Origin of the sequence: Metallibacterium scheffleri (assembly GCF_002077135.1) — a bacterium.
GTDB classification, from domain to species: domain Bacteria; phylum Pseudomonadota; class Gammaproteobacteria; order Xanthomonadales; family Rhodanobacteraceae; genus Metallibacterium; species Metallibacterium scheffleri.
In genome coordinates, this window is the sequence record NZ_LDOS01000001.1 from 982834 (window position 1) to 1007500 (window position 24667).

Annotated in this window: 21 protein-coding genes (1 of these 21 cut by a window edge); 10 read left to right on the forward strand and 11 right to left on the reverse strand. The window is 65.8% G+C overall.

Translation table 11 applies throughout. The features are described 5' to 3' along the window. Positions 1 to 320: 320 nt before the first annotated feature. Both Mschef_RS04355 and Mschef_RS04360 read left to right on the forward strand, forming a co-directional pair. Positions 321 to 2696, forward strand: a complete 2376-nt coding sequence (locus tag Mschef_RS04355) for a TonB-dependent receptor (RefSeq protein ID WP_168708879.1) — start codon at positions 321 to 323, stop codon at positions 2694 to 2696. Positions 2697 to 2898: 202 nt separating this feature from the next. Further along, complete coding sequence (locus Mschef_RS04360; RefSeq protein WP_081126570.1) at positions 2899 to 4269, forward strand: MFS transporter; 1371 nt, start codon at positions 2899 to 2901, stop codon at positions 4267 to 4269. Between the two features lie 30 nt (positions 4270 to 4299). On the opposite strand, the gene Mschef_RS04365 is transcribed toward Mschef_RS04360, so the two are convergent. Further along, positions 4300 to 7020, reverse strand: a complete 2721-nt coding sequence (locus tag Mschef_RS04365; RefSeq protein WP_081126571.1) for a bifunctional YncE family protein/alkaline phosphatase family protein — start codon at positions 7018 to 7020, stop codon at positions 4300 to 4302. A gap of 154 nt (positions 7021 to 7174) precedes the next feature. On the opposite strand from Mschef_RS04365, the gene xth reads away from it, so the two are divergent. Then, the gene (gene xth / locus Mschef_RS04370) at positions 7175 to 7939 is read left to right on the forward strand and encodes an exodeoxyribonuclease III (RefSeq protein ID WP_081126572.1); all 765 of its coding nucleotides are present in this window, start codon (positions 7175 to 7177) and stop codon (positions 7937 to 7939) included. Continuing rightward, entirely contained in the window at positions 7936 to 8601 is a 666-nt protein-coding gene (locus Mschef_RS04375) for a UPF0149 family protein (RefSeq protein ID WP_081126573.1), read from the forward strand. The genes xth and Mschef_RS04375 overlap by 4 nt, the downstream gene beginning before the upstream one ends. 21 nt (positions 8602 to 8622) lie before the next feature. On the opposite strand, the gene Mschef_RS04380 is transcribed toward Mschef_RS04375, so the two are convergent. The 4 genes from Mschef_RS04380 to secB all read right to left on the reverse strand — a co-directional run bounded on the left by Mschef_RS04380 (position 8623) and on the right by secB (position 14235). After that, positions 8623 to 9456 (reverse strand): pirin family protein, encoded by an 834-nt coding sequence (locus Mschef_RS04380; RefSeq protein WP_081126574.1) that lies wholly within the window; start codon positions 9454 to 9456, stop codon positions 8623 to 8625. 122 nt (positions 9457 to 9578) lie between these two features. After that, entirely contained in the window at positions 9579 to 12599 is a 3021-nt protein-coding gene (locus Mschef_RS04385) for a DEAD/DEAH box helicase (RefSeq protein WP_081126575.1), read from the reverse strand. A 117-nt stretch (positions 12600 to 12716) separates the two neighbouring features. Then, a complete protein-coding gene (locus Mschef_RS04390) occupies positions 12717 to 13742 on the reverse strand; it encodes an NAD(P)H-dependent glycerol-3-phosphate dehydrogenase (RefSeq protein WP_081126576.1) in 1026 nt (341 codons plus the stop codon). Between the two features lie 4 nt (positions 13743 to 13746). Then, entirely contained in the window at positions 13747 to 14235 is a 489-nt protein-coding gene (gene secB, locus Mschef_RS04395; protein WP_081126577.1) for a protein-export chaperone SecB, read from the reverse strand. Between the two features lie 284 nt (positions 14236 to 14519). Between secB and rpmB the strand changes: the two genes are divergently transcribed. Both rpmB and rpmG read left to right on the forward strand, forming a co-directional pair. Then, positions 14520 to 14756 carry a 50S ribosomal protein L28 gene (gene rpmB / locus Mschef_RS04400; protein WP_081126578.1) on the forward strand — a complete coding sequence of 79 codons (237 nt, stop codon included), beginning with the start codon at positions 14520 to 14522 and terminating at the stop codon, positions 14754 to 14756. A 13-nt stretch (positions 14757 to 14769) separates the two neighbouring features. Then, complete coding sequence (gene rpmG, locus Mschef_RS04405) at positions 14770 to 14934, forward strand: 50S ribosomal protein L33 (RefSeq protein ID WP_081126579.1); 165 nt, start codon at positions 14770 to 14772, stop codon at positions 14932 to 14934. A gap of 64 nt (positions 14935 to 14998) precedes the next feature. Here rpmG and Mschef_RS04410 read toward each other — a convergent pair whose 3' ends face one another. From Mschef_RS04410 to pyrE, 4 genes are all read right to left on the reverse strand, one after another. Further along, positions 14999 to 16336 carry an O-antigen ligase family protein gene (locus Mschef_RS04410; protein ID WP_168708880.1) on the reverse strand — a complete coding sequence of 446 codons (1338 nt, stop codon included), beginning with the start codon at positions 16334 to 16336 and terminating at the stop codon, positions 14999 to 15001. 4 nt (positions 16337 to 16340) lie between these two features. Beyond that, positions 16341 to 17363 carry a glycosyltransferase family protein gene (locus Mschef_RS04415; protein WP_136256358.1) on the reverse strand — a complete coding sequence of 341 codons (1023 nt, stop codon included), beginning with the start codon at positions 17361 to 17363 and terminating at the stop codon, positions 16341 to 16343. A gap of 233 nt (positions 17364 to 17596) precedes the next feature. Beyond that, the gene (locus Mschef_RS04420) at positions 17597 to 18595 is read right to left on the reverse strand and encodes a glycosyltransferase (RefSeq protein ID WP_242426444.1); all 999 of its coding nucleotides are present in this window, start codon (positions 18593 to 18595) and stop codon (positions 17597 to 17599) included. Between the two features lie 103 nt (positions 18596 to 18698). Next, complete coding sequence (pyrE, locus tag Mschef_RS04425) at positions 18699 to 19343, reverse strand: orotate phosphoribosyltransferase (RefSeq protein WP_081126845.1); 645 nt, start codon at positions 19341 to 19343, stop codon at positions 18699 to 18701. A 163-nt stretch (positions 19344 to 19506) separates the two neighbouring features. Between pyrE and Mschef_RS04430 the strand changes: the two genes are divergently transcribed. The 3 genes from Mschef_RS04430 to Mschef_RS04440 all read left to right on the forward strand — a co-directional run bounded on the left by Mschef_RS04430 (position 19507) and on the right by Mschef_RS04440 (position 21938). Next, positions 19507 to 20283, forward strand: coding sequence for an exodeoxyribonuclease III (locus Mschef_RS04430; protein ID WP_081126582.1), 777 nt, complete (start codon positions 19507 to 19509; stop codon positions 20281 to 20283). Continuing rightward, a complete protein-coding gene (locus tag Mschef_RS04435; RefSeq protein ID WP_081126583.1) occupies positions 20280 to 21560 on the forward strand; it encodes an AmpG family muropeptide MFS transporter in 1281 nt (426 codons plus the stop codon). Before Mschef_RS04430 ends, Mschef_RS04435 begins: the two co-directional genes overlap by 4 nt. A gap of 102 nt (positions 21561 to 21662) precedes the next feature. Beyond that, positions 21663 to 21938 (forward strand): hypothetical protein, encoded by a 276-nt coding sequence (locus tag Mschef_RS04440; RefSeq protein WP_136256359.1) that lies wholly within the window; start codon positions 21663 to 21665, stop codon positions 21936 to 21938. Positions 21939 to 21947: 9 nt separating this feature from the next. On the opposite strand, the gene Mschef_RS04445 is transcribed toward Mschef_RS04440, so the two are convergent. Together Mschef_RS04445 and Mschef_RS04450 are read right to left on the reverse strand one after the other, a co-directional pair. Next, positions 21948 to 23072 (reverse strand): anhydro-N-acetylmuramic acid kinase, encoded by a 1125-nt coding sequence (locus tag Mschef_RS04445; RefSeq protein ID WP_081126585.1) that lies wholly within the window; start codon positions 23070 to 23072, stop codon positions 21948 to 21950. Positions 23073 to 23079: 7 nt separating this feature from the next. Beyond that, positions 23080 to 24459 (reverse strand): M23 family metallopeptidase, encoded by a 1380-nt coding sequence (locus Mschef_RS04450; RefSeq protein ID WP_242426445.1) that lies wholly within the window; start codon positions 24457 to 24459, stop codon positions 23080 to 23082. 206 nt (positions 24460 to 24665) lie between these two features. On the opposite strand from Mschef_RS04450, the gene tyrS reads away from it, so the two are divergent. Continuing rightward, positions 24666 to 24667: a 2-nt sliver of a tyrosine--tRNA ligase gene (gene tyrS / locus Mschef_RS04455; RefSeq protein WP_081126587.1), read on the forward strand. Its footprint extends 1213 nt past the window's final position; just 2 of its 1215 coding nucleotides fall inside the window; the start codon is cut by the window's right edge — 2 of its three bases fall inside, at positions 24666 to 24667; its stop codon lies beyond the right edge, outside the window.

Consider the following 24667-nt stretch of genomic DNA (forward strand, 5'->3'; position numbering starts at 1 on the left):
GTATTGCCGGCAGTGCGCAGCGCCATGCATGGCCTGAGGCGCAAGCCGCAAACAGCGCGGCGCACGGGCTGCGACCGCAGCAATAGGCCGATGCCCATGGTCGCAGTGGCTTTGCCGCGGGTGTCCCGGCATGGCCGCGTGTTCGCTCCTGCGCATCAAACAAGATCGGCAATCACGGAATGAACACCGACCGGCATTATCTGGCGCATTACCGAGTATGGCTTGTCCGCACCATGGGCATCGCATTATCGAGCATCGCGATCAGCAGCACTGACAACGACCCGTCGCAACCCATTAGTCCCAGCCCCGAGGAATCGACCATGTACAAATATAAATACAAGCGTTCCGCCCTGTTCTTCGCACTGGCCAGTACCGGCCTGATATCCCTGATGCCGGGCGTCGTTCTGGCGCAGACCACGGCAGCGTCATCCAGCGCCACGGACCAGCCAGCGTCCACGAAGTCCGGCAAGTCCACACACGTGGAGCAGCTGAGCAAAATCCAAGTCATTGCCCGCGAGTTGACGCTGACCCGAATCCCGATGCACGCCGCTTTCAGCGAGTCAGTCATCGGCCCTTCCGCGATCCGCTTCGCCTCGCCCATGCTGGATGTACAGAGCCTGCTCGAACGCACGCCGTCGATCAACGTGCGCACACCGGCGGCCAACGGGGTGCGCACCAACATCACTTTCCGCGCCTTCAGCAGCGGCCAGTTTTCGGAAACCTTCGACGGCGTACCGATCAACGACCCGTTCAATGGCGGCACCACCAATTCGGCATCCACGCGCAACAACATCCCGTTGACGCTGAACGACATCGACAGCGTCAACATCTACCGCGGCATCAACAACCCGGCGGTCACCTCGTACAACTCGCTGGGCGGCACGATCGCGTTCGAGCCGCGCGATCCCAGCGCCACCGCGAACGCACAGGCAACCCTGGGCGGTGGCAGCTTCAGCACCTGGTTCTACGGACTCACCGCCAATACCGGCGACATCGGCGGCGTGCGCAGCCTGTTCAGCATCGACCACAACAGCAGCAGTGGCTGGCAGGCGAATTCCGGCAACCGCAATACCAATCTCTATTACGCCGGCGTGTTGCCCTATGACGAGGGTGATGGCGAGGTTTACGCCTACGCCATCTACAACCAGAACAAGGGCTTCACCCCGCATACCATCCCGCTGCCACTGATCCAGCAGTACGGCTACAACTACGGCTGGCCGCTGGACTGGACCAACAGCTACAACAAGGACCACGGCGGCACCTATATCCTGGGTGACCGCATGCGTGTCAATCACCTGCTGTCGTTCAACGCCCGCGTGTATGCGCGCAATGTCGACTACAACCGCGTCTCCTACGCCAATCCGAACTTCATCCAAAGCGCGACGCAGCCCTACTTCATACCGAACACACCGGGCAATTCTTCATTCTGGCTGCCCAATCCCAGCTATGACCCGGCCGCGGCCTTCGGCAGCGATCTGGCCGGCAATGCCTACCACACCTACCTGTACAGCACCCAGCAATACGGGTTCATGCCGCATTTCACCCTGAATCTTCCCGACAACCAGGTCAAATTTGGCGCCGACTGGTCGCACACCAAGCTGCACTCGGCCGAGTACTGGTACGGCGCCAATCCGATGCCGCTGGTTACGGGTTACAACAACGCCTGGGACGAGCACGACGAGCGCAGCCTGGGCTCGGTCTTTGCCCAGGATACCATCCGCCTGTTCGGCGGCGCGGTGCATGTGACGCCGGGGTTGAAGTACATGTACGAGCGCACGGCTGATTTCGACAATGTCGGATTCTTCTACCCGATCAGCGGCACCGTGTCGGACTCGGAGCATTACACCTCGCCGACCCTGGGCATCAACTGGCGCCCGGTACGCCACGTCAGCCTGTATGCCGCCTGGGGCAAGACCGCCAAATTCCCCGGCATCGCGGCGTTCTACGACAACGTCGGCCTGACCAATGGCGCGGGACAGCCCATCGTGGAACCGCTGCATGTGACGCCCGAGTACGTGCGTGATCTGGAGGCGGGTGTGCGCTACGAGGCGCATGGATTCGAGGGTGCGTTCAACGTCTACCGCGAGAACTTCGCCAATACCTTCATCTCGGTGACCGATCCCACCACCCAGGTCACCACCACCTCCAATGGCGGGTCCTCACGTTACGAGGGCATCGAGCTGGATCTGCAGGACAGCATGGACACGCCGCTGGGCGCCTTCAGCGTGTTCGGCAACATCTCGCAGAACAAGGCCTTCTTCACCTCCGACTTCACCGTCGCCGGCGCCGCTGGTACGGCCGCGATCGCGGGCCAGAGCGTCGTCGCGGGCCAACCGCTGGCCGGCGTTCCGCAGCACCTCGCCAACCTCGGCATCGGCTGGAAGTGGAAGACCTGGCGCGCCAGTGTCAATGAGCATTACGCCGGCTCGCAGTACGTCAACGAATACAACGCCGGCATACCCACGGCCGAGACCATCCCCAGCTACGCGGTGATGAATTTCACCCTGCGCGACACGTTGCACATCGGCCAGGGCATGCTGAAGGACGTGAAGCTGGCGCTGCACGTCGACAACGTGCTGGACCGGCACTACTACACGTTCGGCTACGGCGACACGACCTATTCCGGAACGCCGTTCGTGCGCGCCATCTACGAGGAGCCGCGCGCCTACTTCGGTTCGGCCACGATCGATTTCTGATGGCGGCAGCTGCGTCGTGCCGGTATGCGCCGGCGCGACGCGGCAAGCGTGGCGCTTCGTGCTGTAATCGCCTGCGCCGGAAATGGATGGCCGGTGTCATGAAACAACCGTCGCATCGTGTCGGCCGTTCGCTCTTGCAGCGGTTCGTGCTGGCCGGCGGATCCCGCCAACCCGTTGCCGCACCCGCATGAGGACTGCCTGCATGTCCACACCCAACCCGAGCGCGCTGGATGTGCTCGACCAGCAGCGCTTCTCGCGCTTCCACGCGCGCGCGCTCATCACCACCGGCATGGGCGTGTTCACCGACGGCTACGACCTGATCTCGATCAGCGTGGTGTTGCCGATGGTGCTGCACAGCTTCGGCGTGGATCGCCTCACCGGCACGCAGTCGTCCTTGCTGGTGGCCAGCGCGCTGCTGGCCTCGGCGGCAGGCGCGATCGTGTTCGGGGTGATCTCCAATGCCGGGCGCAAGCGCTTCTACGGCATCGACGTGATGCTGATGGCCATCGCCGCGCTGGCGCAGGCGTTCTGCGGCAGCATCGGCATGCTGATCGCCGCGCGTACGCTGCTGGGTTTCGGCATCGGCGCCGACTATGTCCTCTCGCCGATGATCATGGCCGAGCACAGCAACGCCAAGGACCGCGGCAAGGCGCTGACCGTGGGTTTCTCGCTGATGTGGGTGCTGGGTGCGATCAGCGCGGCGCTGCTGCAGATCGCGCTCGAATACTTCCACGTACCGCCGGACCTGCAGTGGCGCATCACCCTCGGCGCGGGCGTGATCCCGGCCGGCGCGGTGATTCTGCTGCGCCGGCGCCTGCCGGAAACGCCGCGCTACTACGCGCACATCAAGGGCGATGGCGCGGCGCTGAAGGCGGTGGTGGCACAGGTGGCGGGCGCCGACGTTGCCGCGCAGACACAGGCCGAGGGCAGCCTCAGTGCCGGCATGCGCGAGTACTTCGCGCGCTACTGGCGGCGCTTCGCCATGATCAGCCTGCTGTGGTTCGTGTACGACATCGTCATCTATGCCGGTGGCCTGTTCGGTCCCAGCCTGCTGGGCAAGAGCGTGGGCTTGACCCCGGCCGAATTCCAGCTGGTCAACTCGGCGATTTTCAGCGTCTGCGGCAGCATCGTGGCCGTGTTGCTGATCGACCGCTGGGGACGCAAGCCATTGCAGGCCTGGGGCTTCGTGCTGATGGGTGCGATGCTCGGCTTGTATGCGTACTCCTATCACCCCGGCAGCAGCGCGCCGCTGTGGGGCATCACGTTGTACGGTCTGTTTTTCTTCTTCAACCAGGCCGGGCCGGGATCAATCAGCGGCGCCGGCATGCTCGGTGTGGAGATGGCCGCGACGCGCGTGCGCGGCCTGGTGCAGGGCTTGAGCGTGGCCGCAGGACGCCTCGGCGCGGCGCTGGGCGTTTTCGTGTTTCCGCGCCTGTTCCAGGATTACGGGCAAAGCTTCGCCGTGGCTTTTCTGGCGGGTACCGCGCTGATTGGCGCGGCGCTGACCCTGGTTGGCATTCCGGAGACGCGCCGCGTGAGTCTGGAAAAAGCCAGCGGCGAGACGGTGGTCTGAAACTGCGCGCGTGCCGCGGCGGGCGATCGGTCAGTCGCCGCCGTCGCCGGCGATCAGGCTTTGCAGCGGACGCTTCTGCTGCGCGGCCATGGCGTGCAGGCGCGCCAGCAGCGCGGCATACGCGGTCGGCCCCTTGCTGGCCAGCCACTCCTGACGCATCTGCTCGGGACCGGCGATTTTCAGCAGCGCGGTCGGCGTGTAGCTGCGCGCGGCGGGGAGATCGTTCCAGGCGATGTGGTCGCCGCCGGGCACGTGGTTGAGCGGCCATGATTTGAACGGTGAATCGGCGCCGCAGCGACCGGGATTGCGTGTCATCGCGGTCTGCATCGGCAGCACCGGCGCAGGCGCGAGGTCCGGCGTGCTGCGCCAGATGCCAGCGAGCACATGCGCGTTGGCGTCCCATTGCGACATCGGCTGGATAGCGGCCACGGCTTCGATCGTGCGCAGGAAATCCACCTGCGAGAGATGCTGCGTGTCCAGCGTGCCGGATTTGACCCACGGTCCGAGCGCCACGGCGAAGGTGCGGTGCGCGCTGATGTGGTCGGCACCGGATTGCGCGTCGTCCTCGGTGAGCAGCACCAGGGTGTGCTTCCAGCTGGGCAAGGTGGACAGCGTGTGGATCACCTCGGCGGTGGCGTAGTCATTGTTGGCGACATAGCTGTCCGGACTGGCCATGCACGCGGCGCGGCCGGCGGTGTGGTCATCCGGCAACCAGATGTAGATCACCCGCGGCAGGTGTTGCGCGTGCGCGCGAATCCAGCGGTCGGCAATGGCCGCGCGCGTGGTGTCCAGCACCAGCCGGTCCCAGGCCGGGTAGTTCATCGCCAGATGCGCGCGCAGCGCCGGCGAGATGTTGCCGATCTTGTTGCGCGCGGCGAATTCGCCGAAGTCCTCGAAGCTGACGCGATGCGCGAGCAGGTCGTTGAACAGGAACAGGCGCGCCGGGTAGGTGATCCACGGATTGCTCCAGTGGCCGAGCGCGCCGAGGTTGGTATAGATCGCGTAGGGGTTGCGCGCGGCGGGCTCATCGGGCACCAGGTCCTGCGTCCAGCCCGAGTTGGGGATATAGCCGCGCGCCGAGTAGTACAGCGACCAGGTGCGCTGCAGGAAATCCGAGTCGGAACCGGCGGTGGTCCACTGGTGGCCCTGCGAGGTCACCTCGCCGTCGGCGTAGAAATTCACGAACAGCGCGCCGCGCGCGGCCATCGCGTACAGATTGGGCAACTGGCGCGGACCGTACAAATCCAGCGCGGGATCGGCCCAGTGACCGGCGGCGGGATAGTCACCGAAATTCTCGTCGAAGGTTTTGTTTTCGCGCAGGATGAACACCACGTGCCGGATGTGCGCGTGCAGCCAGTCTTGCGCCTGGGCATTGGTCGCGGTCAGCGCGCTGCGCTGCGTCGTGCTGAAACCGTCATCGTGCAGCGCCTGCGCGGTCCACTGGCTGGCATGCGCGGGCAACTCGCGCAGGTCCACGCGCTGCAGCAGGCCGTGCATGAAATCGCCCACCCACTGGTGCTTGAGGTTGGGGCCGCTGCCCATGCCCTTGGCGCTGACCACATACAAGGCGTCGCCGCGCACGCTGAGCGCGGTGGGGTACCAGCCGGTGGGGATCAGCGCCGTGCGCGCGCCGCTGGCGAGATCGAATACCGCCACGTCATCATTGCCGGCGTTGGCCACGAACAGCTGTCCGTGCGCGATCGCCAGCGCATCGGGATACGCGCCGGGCGGGGCATCGGGATACGGCGCGTCATCGAGCACGCGCATGACCTTCAGGGTTTGCGTGTCCACCGCGACGATGCGATCGAGATTGGCATCGGCCACCCACACCAGCGGCGTACCGGGCTGCGCGGCCAGCGCGGTCGGATGCGCGCCTGCGGCAAAGCTGCGTGCGCCCAGCACCGGCCCGGTCGGCACCTCGCCCAGCACCTTCCACGCCGCGCGATCGACCACGGTCACGCCATTGCCGCCCCAGTCGCTGACCACCAGGCGCTTGCCACCATCGGCCAGCACCACCGCGAACGGATAGCTGCCGACATTGAGATAGCGCGTCGCGCCAGAGGCCAAGTCCACCCGCGCCAGGCTGTTGGCCAGCAGGCCAGTGACATAGGCGTGCTTGCCGGCAGGCCCGGTCACCACGCTGTCCGGGTAAAAAAGTCGCGCCTGCTGCCAGTTGCCGGCGTACTGGTACGGATACTGGCGCCGCGGAAATGCCTGCCAGCGCAGCGCATAGCGCCGCTGCAGGGCCAGCGTGCCACCATGCGTGGTGAACGCCAGCAGATCATCACTGGCGCCACCGGTGGCGTAGAGCATCCCGGCGCGGCCGGCGCTCAAGCCCTGGAACAGGCTTTGATTCGGGATCGCAGCACTGACCCGTGCCGGCAGCTCGCTTGTGTTGCCCTGCGCGACGTTGGCGCCGGGCGTCACGGCCGCGGGTGCCACTGCGCCGGGTGCTGGCGCCGGGTGCGCCGGGCCGAGCAGCGTGTTCGCCACGCCCAGCAGCTGCAGGTCGTCGCTGGCATACAAGCGCAGGCTTTGCAGCTTGTTGGCGCCGCCATCGAGCACCGCCACGTGACCGCCATGCGCCACCACCTGGGTGGGAAAATTGGGCGTGCGTGCCAGCACGCCCACCGGCGTCAACAGGCGCCCGCTGGGTAGTTCCGCCGTCGGCGATTGCGCGGGTGCGGCGGCGGCGGCGTGGGCGAGCAACAGCAAGCTGACTGCACTCAGTGCGATGGGTTTGCGGGACATGGTTGCGGCCTCGGACAGTTGTGCAACGTTAACCCCGCAGGTGTGCCGGTGCATGACAAACGCGATCTGCCGGAGGCACTTTTTTATTACGATGCAGCAAGGTCCGGCCGGCTTGCCGCGCGCGCCTGGCCGTGCGCGCGTCTAAAATGCAGGCATGAAGCTGGCCTCATGGAATGTCAATTCGCTGACTGTGCGTTTGTCGCAGGTGCTGCGGTGGCTCGAGAATGAGCGCCCGGATCTGCTGGCGCTGCAGGAAACCAAGCTCGAGGATGCGCGCTTTCCCGCGGCCGAGTTCGCGGCGGCCGGCTATCACGCCGTGTACAGCGGGCAGAAAACCTACAACGGCGTGGCGCTGCTGGCGCGCACGCCGCCGCAGCAGGTGCTGCGTGAGCTGCCAGGGCTGGAAGATCCGCAGCGGCGTTTTCTCGCCGCCGACATCGATGGCCTGCGCGTGGTGAATCTTTACGTGGTCAATGGCCAGTCCGTGGACAGCGACAAGTACGCCTACAAATTGCGTTGGCTGGCCGCCGTGCGCGCGTTTCTCGAAACCGAATTGGCCCGGCATCTGCAGCTGGTGGTGCTGGGCGATTTCAACATCGCGCCGGATGATCGCGACGTGCACGATCCCGAGGTCTGGCGCGACCAGATCCTGTGCAGCGCGCCCGAACGCGCGGCCTTGCAGGGCCTGCTTGATCTGGGACTGGAGGACAGTTTCCGCGCGCTGCACGACGAGTCCGGCCAGTACAGTTGGTGGGACTATCGCCAGGGTGGTTTTCGGCGCGATCTGGGCTTGCGCATCGACTTGATCCTCAGTAGCCGCGCCTTGCATGCGCGCTTGCGTGCCGCCGCGATCGACCGCATCCCGCGCACCTGGGAACGGCCTTCGGATCACACACCCGTGCTGCTGGAACTGGCATGAACGACGACCTTGCCCTGTCCCTGACCGATGCCGAGCTCGACGAGCTGGATCTGTTCCTGCGCCGTCATAACAGCGATGACGGCCCGTTGCTGGATGGCGTGCATGGCCTGCTCACCGCGTTGCTGATCGGGCCGGAACGGGCGCGACCCGACGAATGGCTGCCGGAGGTGCTGCGCGAGCCGTTCGCCGATGCCGCCGAGGGCAGCCGCATCCTCAGCCTGCTGGCGCGGCTCAGCGATTCGATTCCGCTGGAGATCGAGCACGAGCGCTACGAGCCGATCCTCGGCGAGGTCGATACCGACGCGGGCGACAGCGCGCTCAGCGCCGCCGGCTGGTGCCATGGTTTCGCGCAAGGCATCAACCTGCGCGCCGAGCTCTGGGAGCTGCGCTTGGAGCAGGACGCAGAGTTGATGCGCCTGCTGAATCCCGTGGTGGTGCTGGCGATCGAATCCGGTGCACTGGAAACCGACGACAGCGTCGCGGCGCTGGATGACACCGAGTACGACAGTTATCTCGCGCAATTGCCCGAGACGGTCGGGGCACTGGCCGAATACTGGCGCGTGCATCCGCCGACCACGCGCGAACAGGCCGCTACCGGCAGCGCATCCAGCATCGAATTTCGCGTGCCGCCCGGCCGCCGCGGCGGGCGCTGGCTGCACTGAGGCGCTCCGCGGCGCGGCAACTCACATGCGGCCGTTGCGGAAATCCGCGATCGCCTGTTCGATCTGCGCGCGCGTGTTCATCACGAACGGGCCGTAGCGTGCCACCGGTTCGTGCAGCGGCGCGGCGGCGACCAGAATCAGCCGACTGGGCGCATCTGCGGAACGCAGTTTCACTTGCGCGCCCGCTCCGAGCACGCCGAGTTCCTGCGTCGGCAGCCACGTGTCGCCGAAATGCACGCCGGCGCCCTCGAATACATATGCGAACGCGCTGTGCGCGGCCTCCAGCGGCAGTGTCAGCGCGGCGCCAGCGGCCAGTGTGATGTCCACGAACAGCGGCTGCGTGACGATGCCCTGCACGGGTCCTTGCGTGCCGAATGCGTCACCGGCGATGACGCGCACGCTGGCACCAGGCAGCGGGGTGAGCACGGGGATCTGTTCCGGTGCGATGTCCTGATAGCGCGGCGCGATCATCTTGTGCGTGGCCGGCAGGTTCACCCACAGCTGGAAGCCGCGCATCTCGCCGTCGCTCTGTTCGGGCATCTCGGAGTGGATCAGGCCCGCGCCCGCGGTCATCCACTGCGCGCCGCCGGCGACCAGCAGGCCACTGTTGCCGTGGTTGTCGCGATGGCGCATGCGCCCGGCCAGCATGTAGGTGACGGTTTCGAAGCCGCGATGCGGGTGTTCGGGAAAGCCGGCGATGTAATCCGTGCCGCGCTCCGATCCGAAGGCATCGAGCAACAGGAACGGATCCAGCATGTCCAGCGCGGGTTGGCCGATCAGGCGCGTGAGTTTGACCCCAGCGCCGTCGCTGGTGGGCAAGCCGGGGATGCGGCGAATCAGGTTGCGAGTGCTCATGGCGGTGATTCCTCAAGGCGCGCTGCGCCACTGCGAGCGATATGCGTGTGTTCGCGCCGGTCGCCAAGTGCGCCGCGGCGCACGCACTGTGCACGCGCACGCAACAGCAGCGCGGCATCCGATCACTCGCTGGCGCAGGGTGCCAGCAGCAGATCCAGATCATCCTGATCGAAGCTCAGCCGTTCACGGCTGCCACCGCCGTCGAGAACCGCCTCGACCAGCGCCGCCTTGCGCTGTTTCAGTGCCTCGATGCGCTCCTCGACGGTGCCGGCGGCGACCAGTCGATACACGAACACGGGTTTGTCCTGGCCGATGCGATGCGCGCGGTCGACCGCCTGTGCTTCGGCGGCGGGGTTCCACCACGGGTCGTAGTGGATCACGGTATCGGCGGCGGTGAGGTTGAGGCCGACGCCGCCGGCCTTGAGCGACAACAGGAACAGCGGCACCTCGCCAGCCTGGAAACGGCGCACCGGCGTGGCGCGATCGCGCGTGTCACCGGTGAGCAAGAGATAGGGGATGCGCAGGCGTTCCAGCTCGCGCGCGATCAGCGCCAGCATGCTGGTGAACTGGCTGAACAGCAGCACGCTGCGACCTTCGTCGACCAGGGCCGGCAGCATTTCCATGAGCAATTCGAGCTTGGCCGATTCGTGCACGCCACGCGCCGCTTCGAGCTTGACCAGGCGCGGATCGCAGCACACCTGGCGCAGCTTCAGCAGCGCATCCAGCACGATGATGCCGCTGTGCTCGATGCCGCGCTGCACGATCACCTGGCGCAATTCCTCGGTGAGGGTCAGGCGCAGTCCCTCGTACAGTTCGCGCTGGCGGCCTTCCAGGCGCACGTTGCGCGTGATCTCGGTTTTCGGCGGCAGTTCGGTGGCGACCTGCGCCTTGGTACGGCGCAGGATGAACGGCGCGATGCGCTGGTTGAGTCGTGCCTGCGCCTCGGCATCGCCTTGTTTCTCGATCGGCTGGCGGTAGTGCCTGCGGAAGCCGTGTTCGTCGCCGAGCAGGCCGGGCACGGTCAGATCGAGTTGTGCCCACAGCTCGCCAAGATGGTTCTCCAGCGGCGTGCCGGTCAGCGCCAGCACGCGCGGTGGCGCCAGCTCCTGCAATGCACGGCGCGCGCGCGTGCGCGGGTTCTTGACCTGCTGCGCTTCGTCCAGCACCGCCAGCGCGAACGGTTCACGGCGCAGCGCGGCGACATCGCGCGGCAGCAGCGCATAACTGGTCAGCACCACATCGTGTTGCGCGATGCGTGCGAAGTGCTCGCTGCGCTGCGCGCCGTGCAGGGTGAGCAGGCGCAGATCCGGGGCGAAGCGCGCGCTTTCCTGTTCCCAGTTGGGGATCAGGCTGGTCGGCACCACCAGCAGCGCGGGCGCCGGCAGCTTGCCTTGCGCTTTCAGCGTGAGCAGATGCGCGAGCAACTGCACGGTCTTGCCCAGACCCATGTCGTCGGCCAGTACGCCGCCCAGGCCGGCCTCGGCCAGCGCATTCAACCAGCGCAGACCTTCGCGCTGGTAGGAACGCAGTTCGGCGCGCAGCGCCGCGGGTGGTGCGTCGCTGGCGGCGGCGGCAGTGCGCAGCAGGCGCTGGGTGAAGTCGGCCAGCTCGGCCGGCGCTTCCAGCGGACGCTCGGCCGGCAGCGCGTTGCGCAGTTCGGCCAGGCGCCCGGCCTGCACGCGCGGCAGCAGCAACTGCGCGCGTGGACGATCCAGATATTCGGCCAGCGGCGCCAGCAGCGCGCGCAGCGCGGACAGGCGCACCGGAATGCGGCGCCGCGCATCGAGTGGTGCGTACCACACCGCGTCCTCGGATTCGTGCGCGCTTGGGGAAAGGCTGATCTGGCGCTCGGCCAACGCCTGTGCCACCGCCGGCAGCAGGTTGATGCGACGACCGTCGAGTTCCAGTCCCACCTCCAGCGCGAACTGCTGCTGATCGGCGCTGGGCGTGGCCACGCCGTACCATTGCGGGGCACCATCCAGCACCTCGAACGGGAAACTGGGCGCGTAATCGAACTGCATGCCTTCGGCTTCGAGACGCGCGCGCAAGGCCAGCCAGCGCGCCGGCGTATTGACCTCCAGTGCGCCGGTGTGGCCGGCGCCGGGGAACATCCATGCGTCCTCGGGCAGCGTGTCGGCCAGATCCCAGGGCAAGCCCTCGGTGTCCACCGCCGGGGTCAGGCCGGCGGCCTCGAGACGTTCCATCGCGGCCAGCTCATCGGCGCGCTTGCGTGCGATCTCGACCAGTCTGCCCTCGCGCACGCGCCGTACCAGGCCCTCGCCGCCGCGTCCGGGCAGGCGTTCGCCGCCGTATTCGAAGCTCAATCGCGCATAGGCCGGCGGCGGTGCGCCGGCGGCGAGGCGTGCGTGGCGGGTGAGCGCGTGCAGGGTGAGCACCGGTTTGGGACTGAGTTCGGCGCGCGCGACCGCGGCGAATTGTTGGGGTGCCGGGATACGTCCGGCCCAGCGTGTGCCCGGCAACAGCGTGGCCAGGGCGGCACTGGATTCAGGTGGCAACGGTGGTGCGTCGAGCAGCGCCGCGGCATCGGCCTCGCCTTCGAATGGGCACAGGTTGGCATGCTCGGCATCCAGCACCCATAACGCGCCAATGCGCAGCAGGCGCTGGCCGGGGTGCAGTGTTGGCAACAGACGCTGGCGCCCGTCGGCTTCGAGTTGCCAGTGCCAGCGCAGCGGCTTGCCGGTGCCGCGCTGCATGTGCAGGCCGGCGACGCCGCCGAACAGGCAAGGGGCGCTATCGAGCATTTCGTTCAGGAGCAGGTCGCCGAGTGCACCGGCGAGACGCGCATAGCTGCGGCCCTTGCGCGGCACTTGTGGCAGCCCCAGCAGGCTCGATGCCAAACGTTGTTGCGGCAGACTCAAGCCGCCTTGTCCAAGGCGCTTGGCATCCAGCGGCAACGGCCGTGCATAACGGCTGTTGCCGAGCGCGGTCAACAGGACCGGGGCCACGTCCAGTTCGGCCGCGGCCTGGCCGTCAGGGGCGGTCAATTCAAGCAGGAAGCCCAGCACGCCGGCCGCGTCTGGCGTCGGCGCAGGGCGGAGAAACAGCCGCCGCCATGCGGCGGGCAGGCTGATCAGTTGCGGCTCGGCGGCCGGCGGGCGGATGCGCGAAGGCGTGCTCCCCACAGTCTCGTTCCAGGCGCCCGGCGGGCGCCAAACCTTTCGAGCTTAGCACCGTGGACGACGGCTGCGGCCATGACTGCGACCGGTCCACGATATGCAAGGGAGTGGCATTGAACCGATTCAGCGTGACTCGAACAGCCCGGACGGGTATTCGGGCTTCTGTTCGCGCGCCAACAGCGCGCGCAGGCCTTCGCTGGGCGTCATTTCACCGCGCAATACGGCGCGCACATGGAAGCTGATCGGCAGGTCCAGATCGAGGCGCTCGGCCAGGCGCACAACCTCTTCTGCGCTGAGCACGCTTTCGACGACCTGGCCGATTTCGGCCAATGCCTGCGCCAGCGGCACGCCGCGGCCCAAGGCCATGCCAAGACGGCGGTTGCGTGACAAGTCGCCGGTGCAGGTCAGCACCAGATCGCCGAGCCCGGCCAGACCCATCAGCGTTTCCGCATGCGCGCCCAGGGCTACGCCCAGACGCAGCATTTCGTTCATGCCGCGGGTGATCAATCCGGCGCGTGCATTCAGGCCCAGCTGCATGCCGTCGGCGGCACCGGTGGCCACGGCCAGCACGTTTTTCATGGCGCCGCCCAGCTCCGCCCCCAGCACATCGGTGCCGGAGTAGGCGCGCAATGCCGGGCCGTGCAGCAGCGCGGCAAGCTGCTGCGCGAACGTGGCGTCGAGCGCATGCACGGTCAGCGCCGTGGGCAGGCCCTGCGCCACTTCGCGCGCGAATGACGGCCCGGTGACCACTGCGGCCGGTCGCCCGGGATAACGCGCACCGACCAACTCATGCAGAAAGCGTCCGGTACCGGGCTCGAAACCCTTGGTCGCCCAGGCGATCGCGGCCTGCGCCGGCAGCAGGGGTTCGATCTGCAGCAGCAGCGTGGCGAAAGCGTGGCTGGGCACCACGATCAGCACCACGTCGACATTGGCCAGCGCGCGCGACAAATCATGCGTGAACGCCAGCGTGTCCGGGAGTTCCAGCTCCGGCAGATAGCGCAGGTTGCGATGCGCTGCGGCCAGCGCCGTCATTTGCGCCGCATCGCGTCCCCACAGGCAGGTGTCGCTGCCATGTCGCGCCAGCACCGCGGCCAGCGCGGTGCCCCAGGAACCGGCGCCCAGAACCGCGACGCGCGTGGTATCGCTCATTGCCTCAGACGTGCGCGGCTGGCGCTTCCGGCATCGCCTGGCGGCGCTGCTGCTCGGCATACAGCGCGTCGAAATTGACCGGTTGCAGGAAGAAGGGCGGGAAGCCGCCGTTCTGGATCAGTTCGGAGATCACCTGGCGTGCATAGGGAAACAGCACGTTGGGGCAGTAGGCGCCCAGGATGGCCTCGCGGTTGGCATCATCGAAGCCGGTGATGCCGAAAATGCCGGCCTGCTGCACTTCGGCCAGATACACGGTGCGCTCGTCCATGGTGCAGGTCAGGGTCAGCGTCAGCACCACCTCATACGCGCCTTCACCCAACTCGGTGGCCTTCTGGTTGAGATTAAGCTGGATCTGCGGCTGCGCCTCGCTGCGGCCCATGTCCTGGAACACCTGCGGCGCATTGGGTGCCTCGAAGGACACATCGCGCACGTAGAGTTTCTGCAGTGAAAGTTGCGGCTGCTCTGCTTGGCCGTTGGTGAGGGTCTCTGCCATGGGTTGGACTCCGTATGCTTGAAGGGATGTGTGGGAACAAAGGCCGGAAATCATCCCACAGCAGCGCCCGTACTGCACCTGTGCGCGAGCGCCTGTTGCCTGCGCGCCGGCAAACTGGCTAAGCTATGCGGCTGTATTACGCCGACTCGTGCACTTGCCCGGGTCGCCCGCGCGACGCGATGCACGGGCTTGCGGCACATTGTCGGCATCGCGTGGCCCGCTTGGGTCGCCGGCCGCTGCCGCTCTGGCCAAGGGCGGCGTTCATGTCATCACCGGAGGTTCCGATGTCCCGCGTCTGCCAAGTCACAGGCAAGGGTGTGCAGGTCGGCAATAACGTCTCGCACGCCAACAACAAAACCCGTCGCCGCTGGTTGCCCAATCTGCACGAGCGCCGTTTCTGGGTGCCCAGTGAGAACCGCTGGATCAAGTTGCGCGTATCCAGCCACGCCCTGCGTACCATCGACAAGAAGGGCATCGAAACCGTGATTGCCGAGCTGCGCGCGCGCGGCGAGAAAATCTGAGGAGCATGCAGCCATGGCATCCAAGCGCGACAAGATCCGTCTGACGTCCTCGGCCGGCACCGGCCACTTCTACACCACGGACAAGAACAAGAAGACCACGCCGGACAAGATGGAAGTCAAAAAGTACGACCCCGTCGTTCGCAAGCACGTGATCTACAAGGAAGGCAAGATCAAGTAAGCGAGCACGATGGTCGGCGCGACGCAAAAGCCCGCCTTGCAGCGGGCTTTTTGCTGCACGGCAATCAGCCCGCCGACAAGGCAAATTCGCTGCTGCGCCAGCGCAGCGAGACCGCCATCGCGCAACCCAGCACGATCTCCAGCGGGCCGCGCATGTAGCCGTTGCTCCACGCCAGATAATCGAACAGATTGACGGTAAGCAGCACGACGCACAGCGCCAGCAACAACGCCAGTAGCGGGCGCGCGTCGACATCGCGGCGCCATGCATGCAGCAGATCGCGCAACGGCAGCAGGAACGCAGCGCCCAGCAGTAGCAAGCCGACCAGCCCCATGCCGGCGGCGACCTGCAGTGGCGTGTCGTGCAAGTGCGGCGGCACATAACCTTGCCAGGCGATGCCGCGGGCGGCGATGGCTGGCTGGATGCTTGCCAGACCGGAGCCGAATAGCGGGCGCTGCGCGATCAGGTGCAGGGCGAAGCGCCACAGTTCCAGACGCAGACCAATGGATGGTGCTGCGGCGGTGACCGCGCCGCCATCGAGCACGCTCAAGGCGGCCGCGCCGCCGCCATCGAAACGCTGAAGTACCGCCGGGCGCGCCATGTACGCGAATAGCGCGATAGCCAGCACGCCCAGGCCGACCCATCGGCGCCAGCGCAGCGGGTGTGAGGCACGCTGCGGTATACGGCCCAGCGCGAACAACAGCGCGGTGCCGACAGCCGCAGCCAGCCACGCGCCGCGCGATTGCGCGAACAGCAGCGCAAGCAGTGCCGCCAGCGTCAGCAGCGCCCAGGCGTCGCTACGCAAGCCGGTCGCCTCTGGCGCACGCCCATTGCGCCGGCACAGCCATGCGCCATACATGCCGATCAACAGCACCAGGGAGGCAAAAGCGCCGGTTAGATTTTCGGCATAGCCCAGACGCAGGCGCAGCGTGCCCGCGGCAAGAGCGTCCATGCGCAGCCACGGCAATTGCGCCAGCCCCCACAACAGCCAGCCCAGCGCCATCAGCTTGAGCACGCGCATGATCCACTGTGGATAGCGCCCCAGCCACCAGCCGAACACGCAGGCGTAGATCAGCACCTTGACAGGGTCGAGATCGAGGGTGAGCTGGCGCACGTAACCCAGGTTCGCGCCGGGCTGCGCGGTCACGGCGGCCTGGAGCAGGCTGTACAGCAGCAGCGCGAGGATCAGCTTCGGCAGCGGATGCCGACGCAATGCCTGCCATGGCTGCGCGCCACAGGCCAGCAGTGCCAACAGCGCCAGCGCCGCGGCGGTGCTGGATTGCAGCGGCTGCGGCAGGTTGCTGACCGCGGTCAGCGCAGCCAGTGCCAGTGCGCTCAGCCCCAGCCACGTCTGCCATGGCTGGCGCAGACACGCGCGCCAGTACGCGGCGAGATCCTCCGTCATGCGTTCAGCGCAGGCTGCGATGCAACGCCAGACCGACGCGATGATTGAAGGCATCGCGATTGCGTTCGAAGCAGTCACGGGCGTTGTCGCTGATCTGCCGCAGCGCGCGCGTGTCCAGGCTCAATGCATGATTCACCGTGTCTTCCAGCGCCTGTTCGTCGAAGTAATAACGTGTGGCCAAGGCCATGGGCTCGTGCCGCGCGTAGGGCACCAGTAAACCGCATTCGGGCGTGATGCGCTCGTTCATCGGTGGCGCATCCACGGTCAACGTCACTGCGCCAACGCCCAGCGCCTCGACCAGATAATGCCCCCAGGCGTCGGTCTCCGAGGTGCAGACATGGAACTGGTGGCTGTTTTGCAGTCGCACCAATTCATGCAGCGCCTCGGGTCGGCGCGGATCGAGATAGCCGATACGATGGTCGATGTTGGCCGCCGCAGGAGTCTCGATTGCTTCGCTGGGATGCTGCAAAACGGTCAAAAGCGGCCATTCCGGATGGCGACGCCACAGTGCCAGCAATCGCCGCGTGCCTTTGGTACGGCTACCACCAGCCAGATGCAAGAACTGGCGCTGGCGCGGTATGTCGCGGTCCAGCCGATCCTCACTGTGAAAGCCCACCAACTGCGCGCTGCAACCCAGCGCCTGGAAGATATCCAGCGCATCGCGACTCTTGGCCCAGACCGCGTCGATGCTGTGCAGGCGACGTTGGTCGTGACGATCGAACCACTCCGGGTTGGGCAGCACGGCATTGCGCTGCGCCAGCGGGCGTTGCTCGGGCCACAGGTGCTCGAACATGATGTTCAAATCAAAACGCGGTGCGGCCAGATGCCGCTGCAAGCCACCAAACAGCGATCGCGGTGCCTGCAGACACGCAGCGATACCGCGGCGGCGACGGCGGCGCTCGCCACGCGCATCAATGCGCGTGGCATAAACTTCACATCCGTTATGGCGCAGGGCGCCAGCCAGCAGACGAAAGTCGCGGCTGAGGCCGAAGCCATTGTCGCGATAGACCAAGTTGACGCTGGCCATGGTGAGCCACTCCATTGCAGATCCACATATCCTTACGATCGCCCCTGTGCCCGGCATGATCATGCACTGGTGTGCTGGTCGCTGTGCGAATGCGGGCTGAATGCTGATGCATGACGCGTGCGGCTCACAAGATACGATTAAATTACGCGGCGCGGATTCCGTGGCGCACGGCATGATTTGCAACGGCAGCGCAAAAATAATGCCCAAGCAGCAATGGTAAATGTGCAACTGCTTCAGTGTGGCAAAGCCTGCAGCGCAGCATCCACGCGTAGCGGAAACGCACGTGCGTTATCTGCAAACCAGGTACGTGCGGCGTTGCCCAGACGCGCCAGGTCGGCATCGCTCAGTGCAATGGCTTGCGCGACGGCTTGTTCCATCGCGGCTTCGTCGAAGTAGTGCGTGGTGGCCAGGTTTTGCCGGCCGCTGCGCGTGCAAGCCACGAGCAGACCGCGCGCGGAGGTGATGAACTCGTTCATGGGTGCGGCGTCAGTGGTCAGTACCACCGCGCCGATTCCCATGGCCTCGACCAGATAGTGGCCATAGCCCTCGGTTTCTGACGGGCACAGGTGGAACCAGTGCGCGTTCTGCAGACGCTGCAGCGCCGCGTCGTCGAGGTAATCGATGCGATGCTCGATGTTGGCGGCAGACGCGCCTGGCGTGGCGCTCTTGGGATTTTGCACCACGGTCAGGCGTGGCCATTCCGGATGCTTGCGCCACAGTGCCAGCAGGCGCACGGTACCTTTATGCTGGCTGCGCCCGGCGAGGTGAAAGAACGCGCGCTCGCGCGGTACCGCGCCATCGCGACGGTCCTCGCTGGTGAAGCCGGTGTACAGCACGCGCTGGCCGAGCTGCTCGAAGATGGCGATGGCGTGCCGTGTCTGCGCGAACACCGCGTCGATGCGTGGCAGCAATTCGCGGTCGCTGTCGAGAAACCATTCCGGATGCGGCAACAGCACGTTGTATCGCGCGGCCGGCAGGAATTCGGGGCGGATGTGCTCGATCAGCAGATTGACGTCGTGCCGCGCCCAGCCGCGATCGCCAAAGGCGTGATTCCAGACGTTGCGCGTGCCCAGCTTGATGCGCCGTCCCAGCTTGCGCCAGTTGCCGCGGCGCAAACCGGTCATGGTGACGTCGTGGCCGCTGGCGCGCAGCGCGCCGGCCAACAGGCGCAGATGGCGGGACAAGCCAAGACCGTTATCCCAGGCGATCACGTTGACCCGCATCAGCTGCATCCGCATTCGATTCCGCTCACTGGCGCGAGTAGACGCGCATGGTAACCGGCTGTTGGCGAACAACAAGCGCTGTGCCGCGCGTGCCGTGGCCGACGTCGCGCGCTCAGGCGACGCCGTAGTGTGCGCGATACGTCGCCAGCTCGGCGCTGAACACGGCCAGATCGGGCTGTGTGTCCGCGTAGTCCATGACTTCGCTCAGGCCGGCAATGGCGAGCACGGGCACGTGATGTTCGTGGGTCAACTCCTGCGCGGCGGAGCGTTCACCAGTGCCGCGTTCCTGACGATCCAGCGCGATCACCACGCCGGCGGGCGTGGCGCCATGCGCGCGGATCAGCGCCAGCGATTCGCGTACCGCGGTGCCCGCGGTCAGTACGTCGTCGATCACCAGCACGCGCCCGGCCAGAGGTGCGCCGACGATCATCCCGCCTTCGCCATGATCCTTGGTTTCCTTGCGGTTGTAGGCTAGCGGCATATCGCGGCCGTGGCGCTCAGCCAGGGCAATGGCAGTGGTCGTGGCCAGCGGAATGCCTTTGTACGCGGGGCCGAACAGCATGTCGAAACTCACGCCCGAGGCTTCGATACAAGCAGCGTAGGCGGCACCGAGACGTGCCAGTCCGGCGCCCGTGGCGATCTGCCCGAGGTTGAAAAAGTAGGGACTCTGGCGTCCGGATTTCAGCGTGAAGCTGCCGAAACGCAGCACCCCGGCGCGGTGCGCGAGGGCGATAAAATCGTGCTGGTAAGCATGCATGGGGATCACCGCGAGCCAAGTGCGGGCATTATCGAGGCGAGGGCTGCACGGCGCATCCATGGGTTGCAGCCGCACCGCATGTGCGGGTCATTTGGTTTTCGTTCGTTGACTTCGCGCGCATCGGCGAGGCATGGTCGCGCCTGCTTCGTCGCCGAGCCCACACATGCGTATCCTGACCTTGAACGCCAACGGCATCCGCTCGGCCGCGCGCAAGGGTCTGTTCGAGTGGCTGCCGGCACAGCAGGCCGATGTTGTGTGCGTGCAGGAAACCAAGGCGCAGGAAGCGCAGCTCGACGCAGCGCATCGTCCCGCCGGCTATCACTGCCACTGGCACGACGCGCGCAGCAAGAAGGGCTATAGCGGCGTGGCGGTATTTTCGCGGCATGCGCCGGACTCGGTGCTGGATACGCTGGGCTGGGAATCATTCGACTGCGAGGGGCGTTATCTCGAAGTGCGCTTCGGCACACTCAGCGTGGTGTCGCTGTACCTGCCTTCGGGTTCCTCGGGCGAATTGCGCCAGGGCTTCAAGTTCGAGGTGATGGCGTGGTTTTCCGGAGTGCTCGATGGCTGGCTGCGCAGCGGCCGCGAGTATGTGCTGTGCGGTGACTGGAACATCGTGCGCGGTGCGCTGGATATCAAGAACTGGAAATCCAATCAGAAAAACTCGGGCTGTCTGCCCGAGGAGCGCGCCTGGTTGAATGAGCTGATCGAACAACGCGGCTGGGTGGATACCTATCGCACGTTGAAGCCCGCGGCGCAAGAATACACATGGTGGTCGAATCGTGGCGCAGCCTACGCGAATGACGTCGGCTGGCGCATCGATTACCAGTTGACGACACCGGGGATGCGTGAACGCCTGCGTGCCTGCCGCGTGCATCGGAGTCCGCGCTTTTCCGACCATGCGCCGTATGCCGTGGATTACGCGATGGATTTGCGATGAGTACCGCGCATGGCATGCGCGCCACGCTGACGGCGTTTGCCCAGCCGGCGGCGCTGACGCTGTTTTTTTTCGGTTTCTCCTCGGGCCTGCCGTTTCTGCTGATCGGCTACACGCTGTCGGGCTGGCTGAAGCTGGATCATGTTTCGCTCGATGACATCGGTCTGATCAGTTACATCGGCCTGACTTACTCGTTGAAGTTCCTGTGGTCACCAGCCGTGGATCGCATCCGGTTGCCGCTGCTGCGACGACTTGGGCAGCGCCGCAGCTGGTTGTTGCTGGCGCAATGCATACTGGCCATGGCCTTGTTGGGCATGGCGCAAGTCACTCCGCATGCGCAGCTGTCGCTGTTTTTGCTCATCACGGGAGTAGCTGCATTCGCCGGCGCCACCCAGGACACGGTGATTGATGCCTATCGCATCGAAATCGCGCCGCCTGAGATGCAGGGCGCACTGGCCTCGACCTACATATTCGGTTATCGCGTGGCGCTAATCGCCAGCGGCGCTGGAGCATTGGTGCTGGCGCAGTACGCTGGCTGGAGCGAGGCCTATCGCATCATGGCGGCATTGCTGTTGGTGCCGATTGCAACCACGCTGCTGGCGCGTGAACCGGTCGAGCGGCGCGCACGTGCGGCCAACTGGCGCGCGGCGCTGGATGATGGCGTGATCGGGCCGTTCCGGCAGTTCTTCGAGCGCTTTGGCGCGAATCTCGCACTGCTGTTGCTGGCCTTCATCTTGCTGTTCAAGATTTCAGACCAGATGCTGGGCCCGGTGGCGCTGCCGTTTTATCTGGATGCCGGATTCAAGTTGGTGCAGGTGGCCGAGGTTTCGAAACTCTACGGCGTCATCGTCGGACTCGTGGGTGCTTTCGCCGGTGGTGCAGCGGTGCTGCGCTGGGGTGCGGAGCGCTGCATGCCATGGGCGCTGGTGGCCGCGGCTTTGTCGAATCTGCTGTTTTTGCTGTTGACCTGGCATCACGGCAGCATGCCGTTGTTCGTGGTGATGATTTCCGGCGACAATTTTTCCACCGGCTTGTTGGGTACTGTCGCGGTGGCGTTTCTGTCGGACCTTACCGATCATCGTTACACGGCGACCCAGTACGCGCTATTCAGTTCGTTGACCGTGGTCAGCGGCAAACTGATCGGCGGGCTGTCGGGTTTTATCGTTGGCACGGTGGGCTTCAGCGGATTTTTCATATTTTCCTGCCTGGCCACTTTGCCGGCCCTGGTGGTGTGGTTCTGGGTGCGGCCGCGACTGTTGCAACACCATGCCGCGAACTGAGCGCGCCATGGTGGCGGTTATCGCAGTACTCGCGCCGTGGCAGAATCCGGGCACAGGGGCAGGACTCATGACATCGGGAGCCAGCCAGTGCCGGATATCGTGGTGCGTCATATCGACGAAGCGTTGGCTGAGCGCATCAAGGAACTGGCGCTGGCGCGCAAGTGGTCGCTCAACGACGTGATTTTGCACGCCTTGCGTCATGGCTTGGGCATGGCCAGCTGCGATCCTTTCTCCGGGCGCGAGGTCGAGTTTGGCCGGCAGATGGGCACCGGGCTCAGTGCAGGCGAGGATCGCGCATTCAGTGAAGCACTGGCGGCGCTGGCTGATGTGCCGGCCGGACAATTTGCGCGCAAACCTGAAGACGGCCCGCAGCGTTGATGGCGCTGTTCATTGCGCCGCGTGCGAAGTTGGCAGGGGGGCATACACCGCACCCAGCACGCGTGGCCCGTGCGCACCGGTCACGCCGGGCAGGTTGCCGGCACGCCCGTGCAGGCGCTCGCGGGCCAGCCACGCGAACGCCATGGCCTCGATGAAATCCGGATCGACACCCACGGCAGCGGTGCTCAGCAACGTGCAGGGCAGAGCCTGCTGCAGCGCGCGCATGAGTACAGGGTTATGCACGCCGCCGCCACAGGCATAGACCGTGTGTGTGTCCGGTGCGTGGGCTTGCAGTGCCGCGGCGATGCTGTGCGCAGTCAGGGCGAGCAGCGTGGCTTGCACGTCGGCCACGCTCAGCGCGCGCCCCGCTAGTCGGGCATCCAGCCAGCGCAGATGAAAATATTCGCGGCCGGTACTCTTGGGTGCTGGCAGAGCAAAATAGGGTTCGCGTAGCAGCGCAGCCAGCAGTGTCTGGTCGACGTGGCCGCTGGCCGCCAAGGCTCCGTCGGTATCGCACGCAGCGCCAGTATGGCGCTGGCACCACGCATCCAGCAGCGCATTGGCCGGACCCGTGTCGAAACCGCGCACGCCGCCATCGACGCCGAGCAAAGTGAAATTGGCGATACCGCCTAGATTGAGCACCGCGCGGGCCTCGCCCGGCTGCGCCAGCAGCGCCGCGTGCAGCGCCGGCAGCAGTGGCGCGCCCTGGCCGCCAGCAGCGACATCTGCGCGGCGGAAGTCGGCCACGGTAACTAATCCGGTGCGTTCGGCGATGACGCTGGCATCGCCCAGTTGTAGTGTGAACGGGTGTGGACCGTCAGGGCGATGGCGCACGGTCTGGCCATGCGAACCCAGTGCGCGCACCGAGGTTGTGCGGGTGTCAGCGCTGCGCAGCAAGTTCATGGCAGCGCTGGCGAAAGCTTCGCCAATGCGGACGTCCAGACGGCCAAATTGATCAAGCTCGAAAGTTCCTTCACCTTGCGCAAGCATCAGTGCTTCGGCGCGCAGTTCGGGCGCATACGGATAGGTTGCTGCATGTAGGAGGCGCGCACCGTGGCAGAAGTCGACCAGCGCGACGTCAATACCATCCGCGCTGGTGCCAGAGATCAGGCCCAGATACAGCTCGCTGCTCATGCGGCGCTCACTTGGCGCTGGCGAGGCGTGTGTCGCGGCTGTGCGCCTGCTCGATCTGCGCCAGCATCGGCGCGATGCTGCGACGGAAGGCCACAAGCTGCGGCCCGGGCAGCGCCACGGTTTTGGGCAGTGTCACCGTCAGCGGATCGCGCTGCTTGCCATCGACGCGGAACTCGTAGTGCAGATGCGGCCCGGTGGCGAGACCGGTCATGCCTACGTAGCCGATCACCTGTCCCTGGCGCACGCGCTCACCCTTGCGCAGCATGCTGACAAAGCGCGACATGTGGCCATAGGCGGTGCTGACGTCCTTGTTGTGGCGGATCAGCACGAAGTTGCCATAGCCGTTCTCCCAGCCCTTGAACTGCACCACGCCATCGCCGGCGGCGTAGATCGGCGTGCCTTGGGGTGCAGCATAATCCACGCCCTTGTGCGCACGCATGCGGCCCAGCACCGGGTGCAAGCGCGCCACCGAGAAGCGCGAGGAGATGCGCGTGAAATCCACCGGCGTGCGCAGGAACGATTTGCGTAGCGGGCGGCCGTCCTCGCTGTAATAGGCCACGTTGCCATCCGGCTGGGTGTAGCGGAACGCGGTGTAGCGGCGCCCGCGATTGACGAACTCTGCGGCGATGATAGTGCCCGGGCGCAGATACTCGCCGCCGCGGTACATGCTGTCGTAGACCACCGCAAAGCTGTCACCAACGCGCAGGTCTTGGGCGAAGTCGATGTCGTAACCGAACACCCTGGCCAGTTCCAGCACCATGGCGTTGCTCATTCCGGCGTGGCTGCCGGCATCGAACAGCGAGTCGGTGATCACGCCGTGCGCCACTTGCGTGCGGCGCTCTAGCGCCAGGGATTGCACGGTCTCGGCGACGCGGTTGCCATAAAATTGCAGCGTCACGCGCTGCGCATCGTTGCGCTCGTAGCGCATCGCCAGGAGTTCGGCATGCGCGCCACGCAGGAACTCGAACTGCTGGCCGGGGCGGATGCGCGCCAGGCCCGACTGGCCGTTGTCGGCATCCAGCGCCCTCTGCAATTCGGTTGCACTGAGGCCCTGCTGCTTGAACAGATCTGCCAGCGACTGTCCGGGCAGCACCATGGCCTGTTGCCAGACAGGCTCTTGCGCCAGCATGTCGGCCTGATCACGGACCAGACTCGGCATGGCCAGCGCCAACTGTATGCGTGGACCCAGAGCGGCGTGCTCGCGTTGCAGGGTGGCCCAGGCTGGCAGGATGGCCAGACCCAGTATCATCGCGGTGAATGCAACGCCGGCCAGGATCCAGCGATGGCGCTTGCGTGCCAGCAGAATTCCGCGCGCGCGGCGCGCGGCGCTGAGGTAGTAACGCACACGGCGCCGCGAGGCGATGGCGCGCAGGGTGAAATGGCGCATGCTGCGCGCCTGCGGGTGATCGCCCATCGACGGGCCCCTCGTACGGAAATTGACAAGTACCATAACCACCCCGGCAAAACCTCGTCAACGTCTTGTTTGCAAAGGTTTTGCACGACGCGCTTGATTTAACCCACAATTAACTGGATGCAGCGAATTTCGCGCCAAGGCTGCACACCGCGCGCAACGCTCTCACTACCGAGGCCACCAT

Coding starts and splice junctions, on each gene's coding strand:
- Mschef_RS04450 (WP_242426445.1), bottom strand. CDS start 24,459: ATGCGCCATTTCACCCTGCGCGCCATCGCCTCGCGGCGCCGTGTGCGT.
- Mschef_RS04365 (WP_081126571.1), bottom strand. CDS start 7,020: ATGTCCCGCAAACCCATCGCACTGAGTGCAGTCAGCTTGCTGTTGCTC.
- Mschef_RS04430 (WP_081126582.1), top strand. CDS start 19,507: ATGCGTATCCTGACCTTGAACGCCAACGGCATCCGCTCGGCCGCGCGC.
- Mschef_RS04360 (WP_081126570.1), top strand. CDS start 2,899: ATGTCCACACCCAACCCGAGCGCGCTGGATGTGCTCGACCAGCAGCGC.
- Mschef_RS04355 (WP_168708879.1), top strand. CDS start 321: ATGTACAAATATAAATACAAGCGTTCCGCCCTGTTCTTCGCACTGGCC.
- Mschef_RS04445 (WP_081126585.1), bottom strand. CDS start 23,072: ATGAGCAGCGAGCTGTATCTGGGCCTGATCTCTGGCACCAGCGCGGAT.
- secB (WP_081126577.1), bottom strand. CDS start 14,235: ATGGCAGAGACCCTCACCAACGGCCAAGCAGAGCAGCCGCAACTTTCA.
- Mschef_RS04415 (WP_136256358.1), bottom strand. CDS start 17,363: ATGGCCAGCGTCAACTTGGTCTATCGCGACAATGGCTTCGGCCTCAGC.
- rpmG (WP_081126579.1), top strand. CDS start 14,770: ATGGCATCCAAGCGCGACAAGATCCGTCTGACGTCCTCGGCCGGCACC.
- pyrE (WP_081126845.1), bottom strand. CDS start 19,343: ATGCATGCTTACCAGCACGATTTTATCGCCCTCGCGCACCGCGCCGGG.
- Mschef_RS04390 (WP_081126576.1), bottom strand. CDS start 13,742: ATGAGCGATACCACGCGCGTCGCGGTTCTGGGCGCCGGTTCCTGGGGC.
- Mschef_RS04375 (WP_081126573.1), top strand. CDS start 7,936: ATGAACGACGACCTTGCCCTGTCCCTGACCGATGCCGAGCTCGACGAG.
- Mschef_RS04420 (WP_242426444.1), bottom strand. CDS start 18,595: ATGCAGCTGATGCGGGTCAACGTGATCGCCTGGGATAACGGTCTTGGC.
- Mschef_RS04435 (WP_081126583.1), top strand. CDS start 20,280: ATGAGTACCGCGCATGGCATGCGCGCCACGCTGACGGCGTTTGCCCAG.
- Mschef_RS04380 (WP_081126574.1), bottom strand. CDS start 9,456: ATGAGCACTCGCAACCTGATTCGCCGCATCCCCGGCTTGCCCACCAGC.
- xth (WP_081126572.1), top strand. CDS start 7,175: ATGAAGCTGGCCTCATGGAATGTCAATTCGCTGACTGTGCGTTTGTCG.
- rpmB (WP_081126578.1), top strand. CDS start 14,520: ATGTCCCGCGTCTGCCAAGTCACAGGCAAGGGTGTGCAGGTCGGCAAT.
- Mschef_RS04410 (WP_168708880.1), bottom strand. CDS start 16,336: ATGACGGAGGATCTCGCCGCGTACTGGCGCGCGTGTCTGCGCCAGCCA.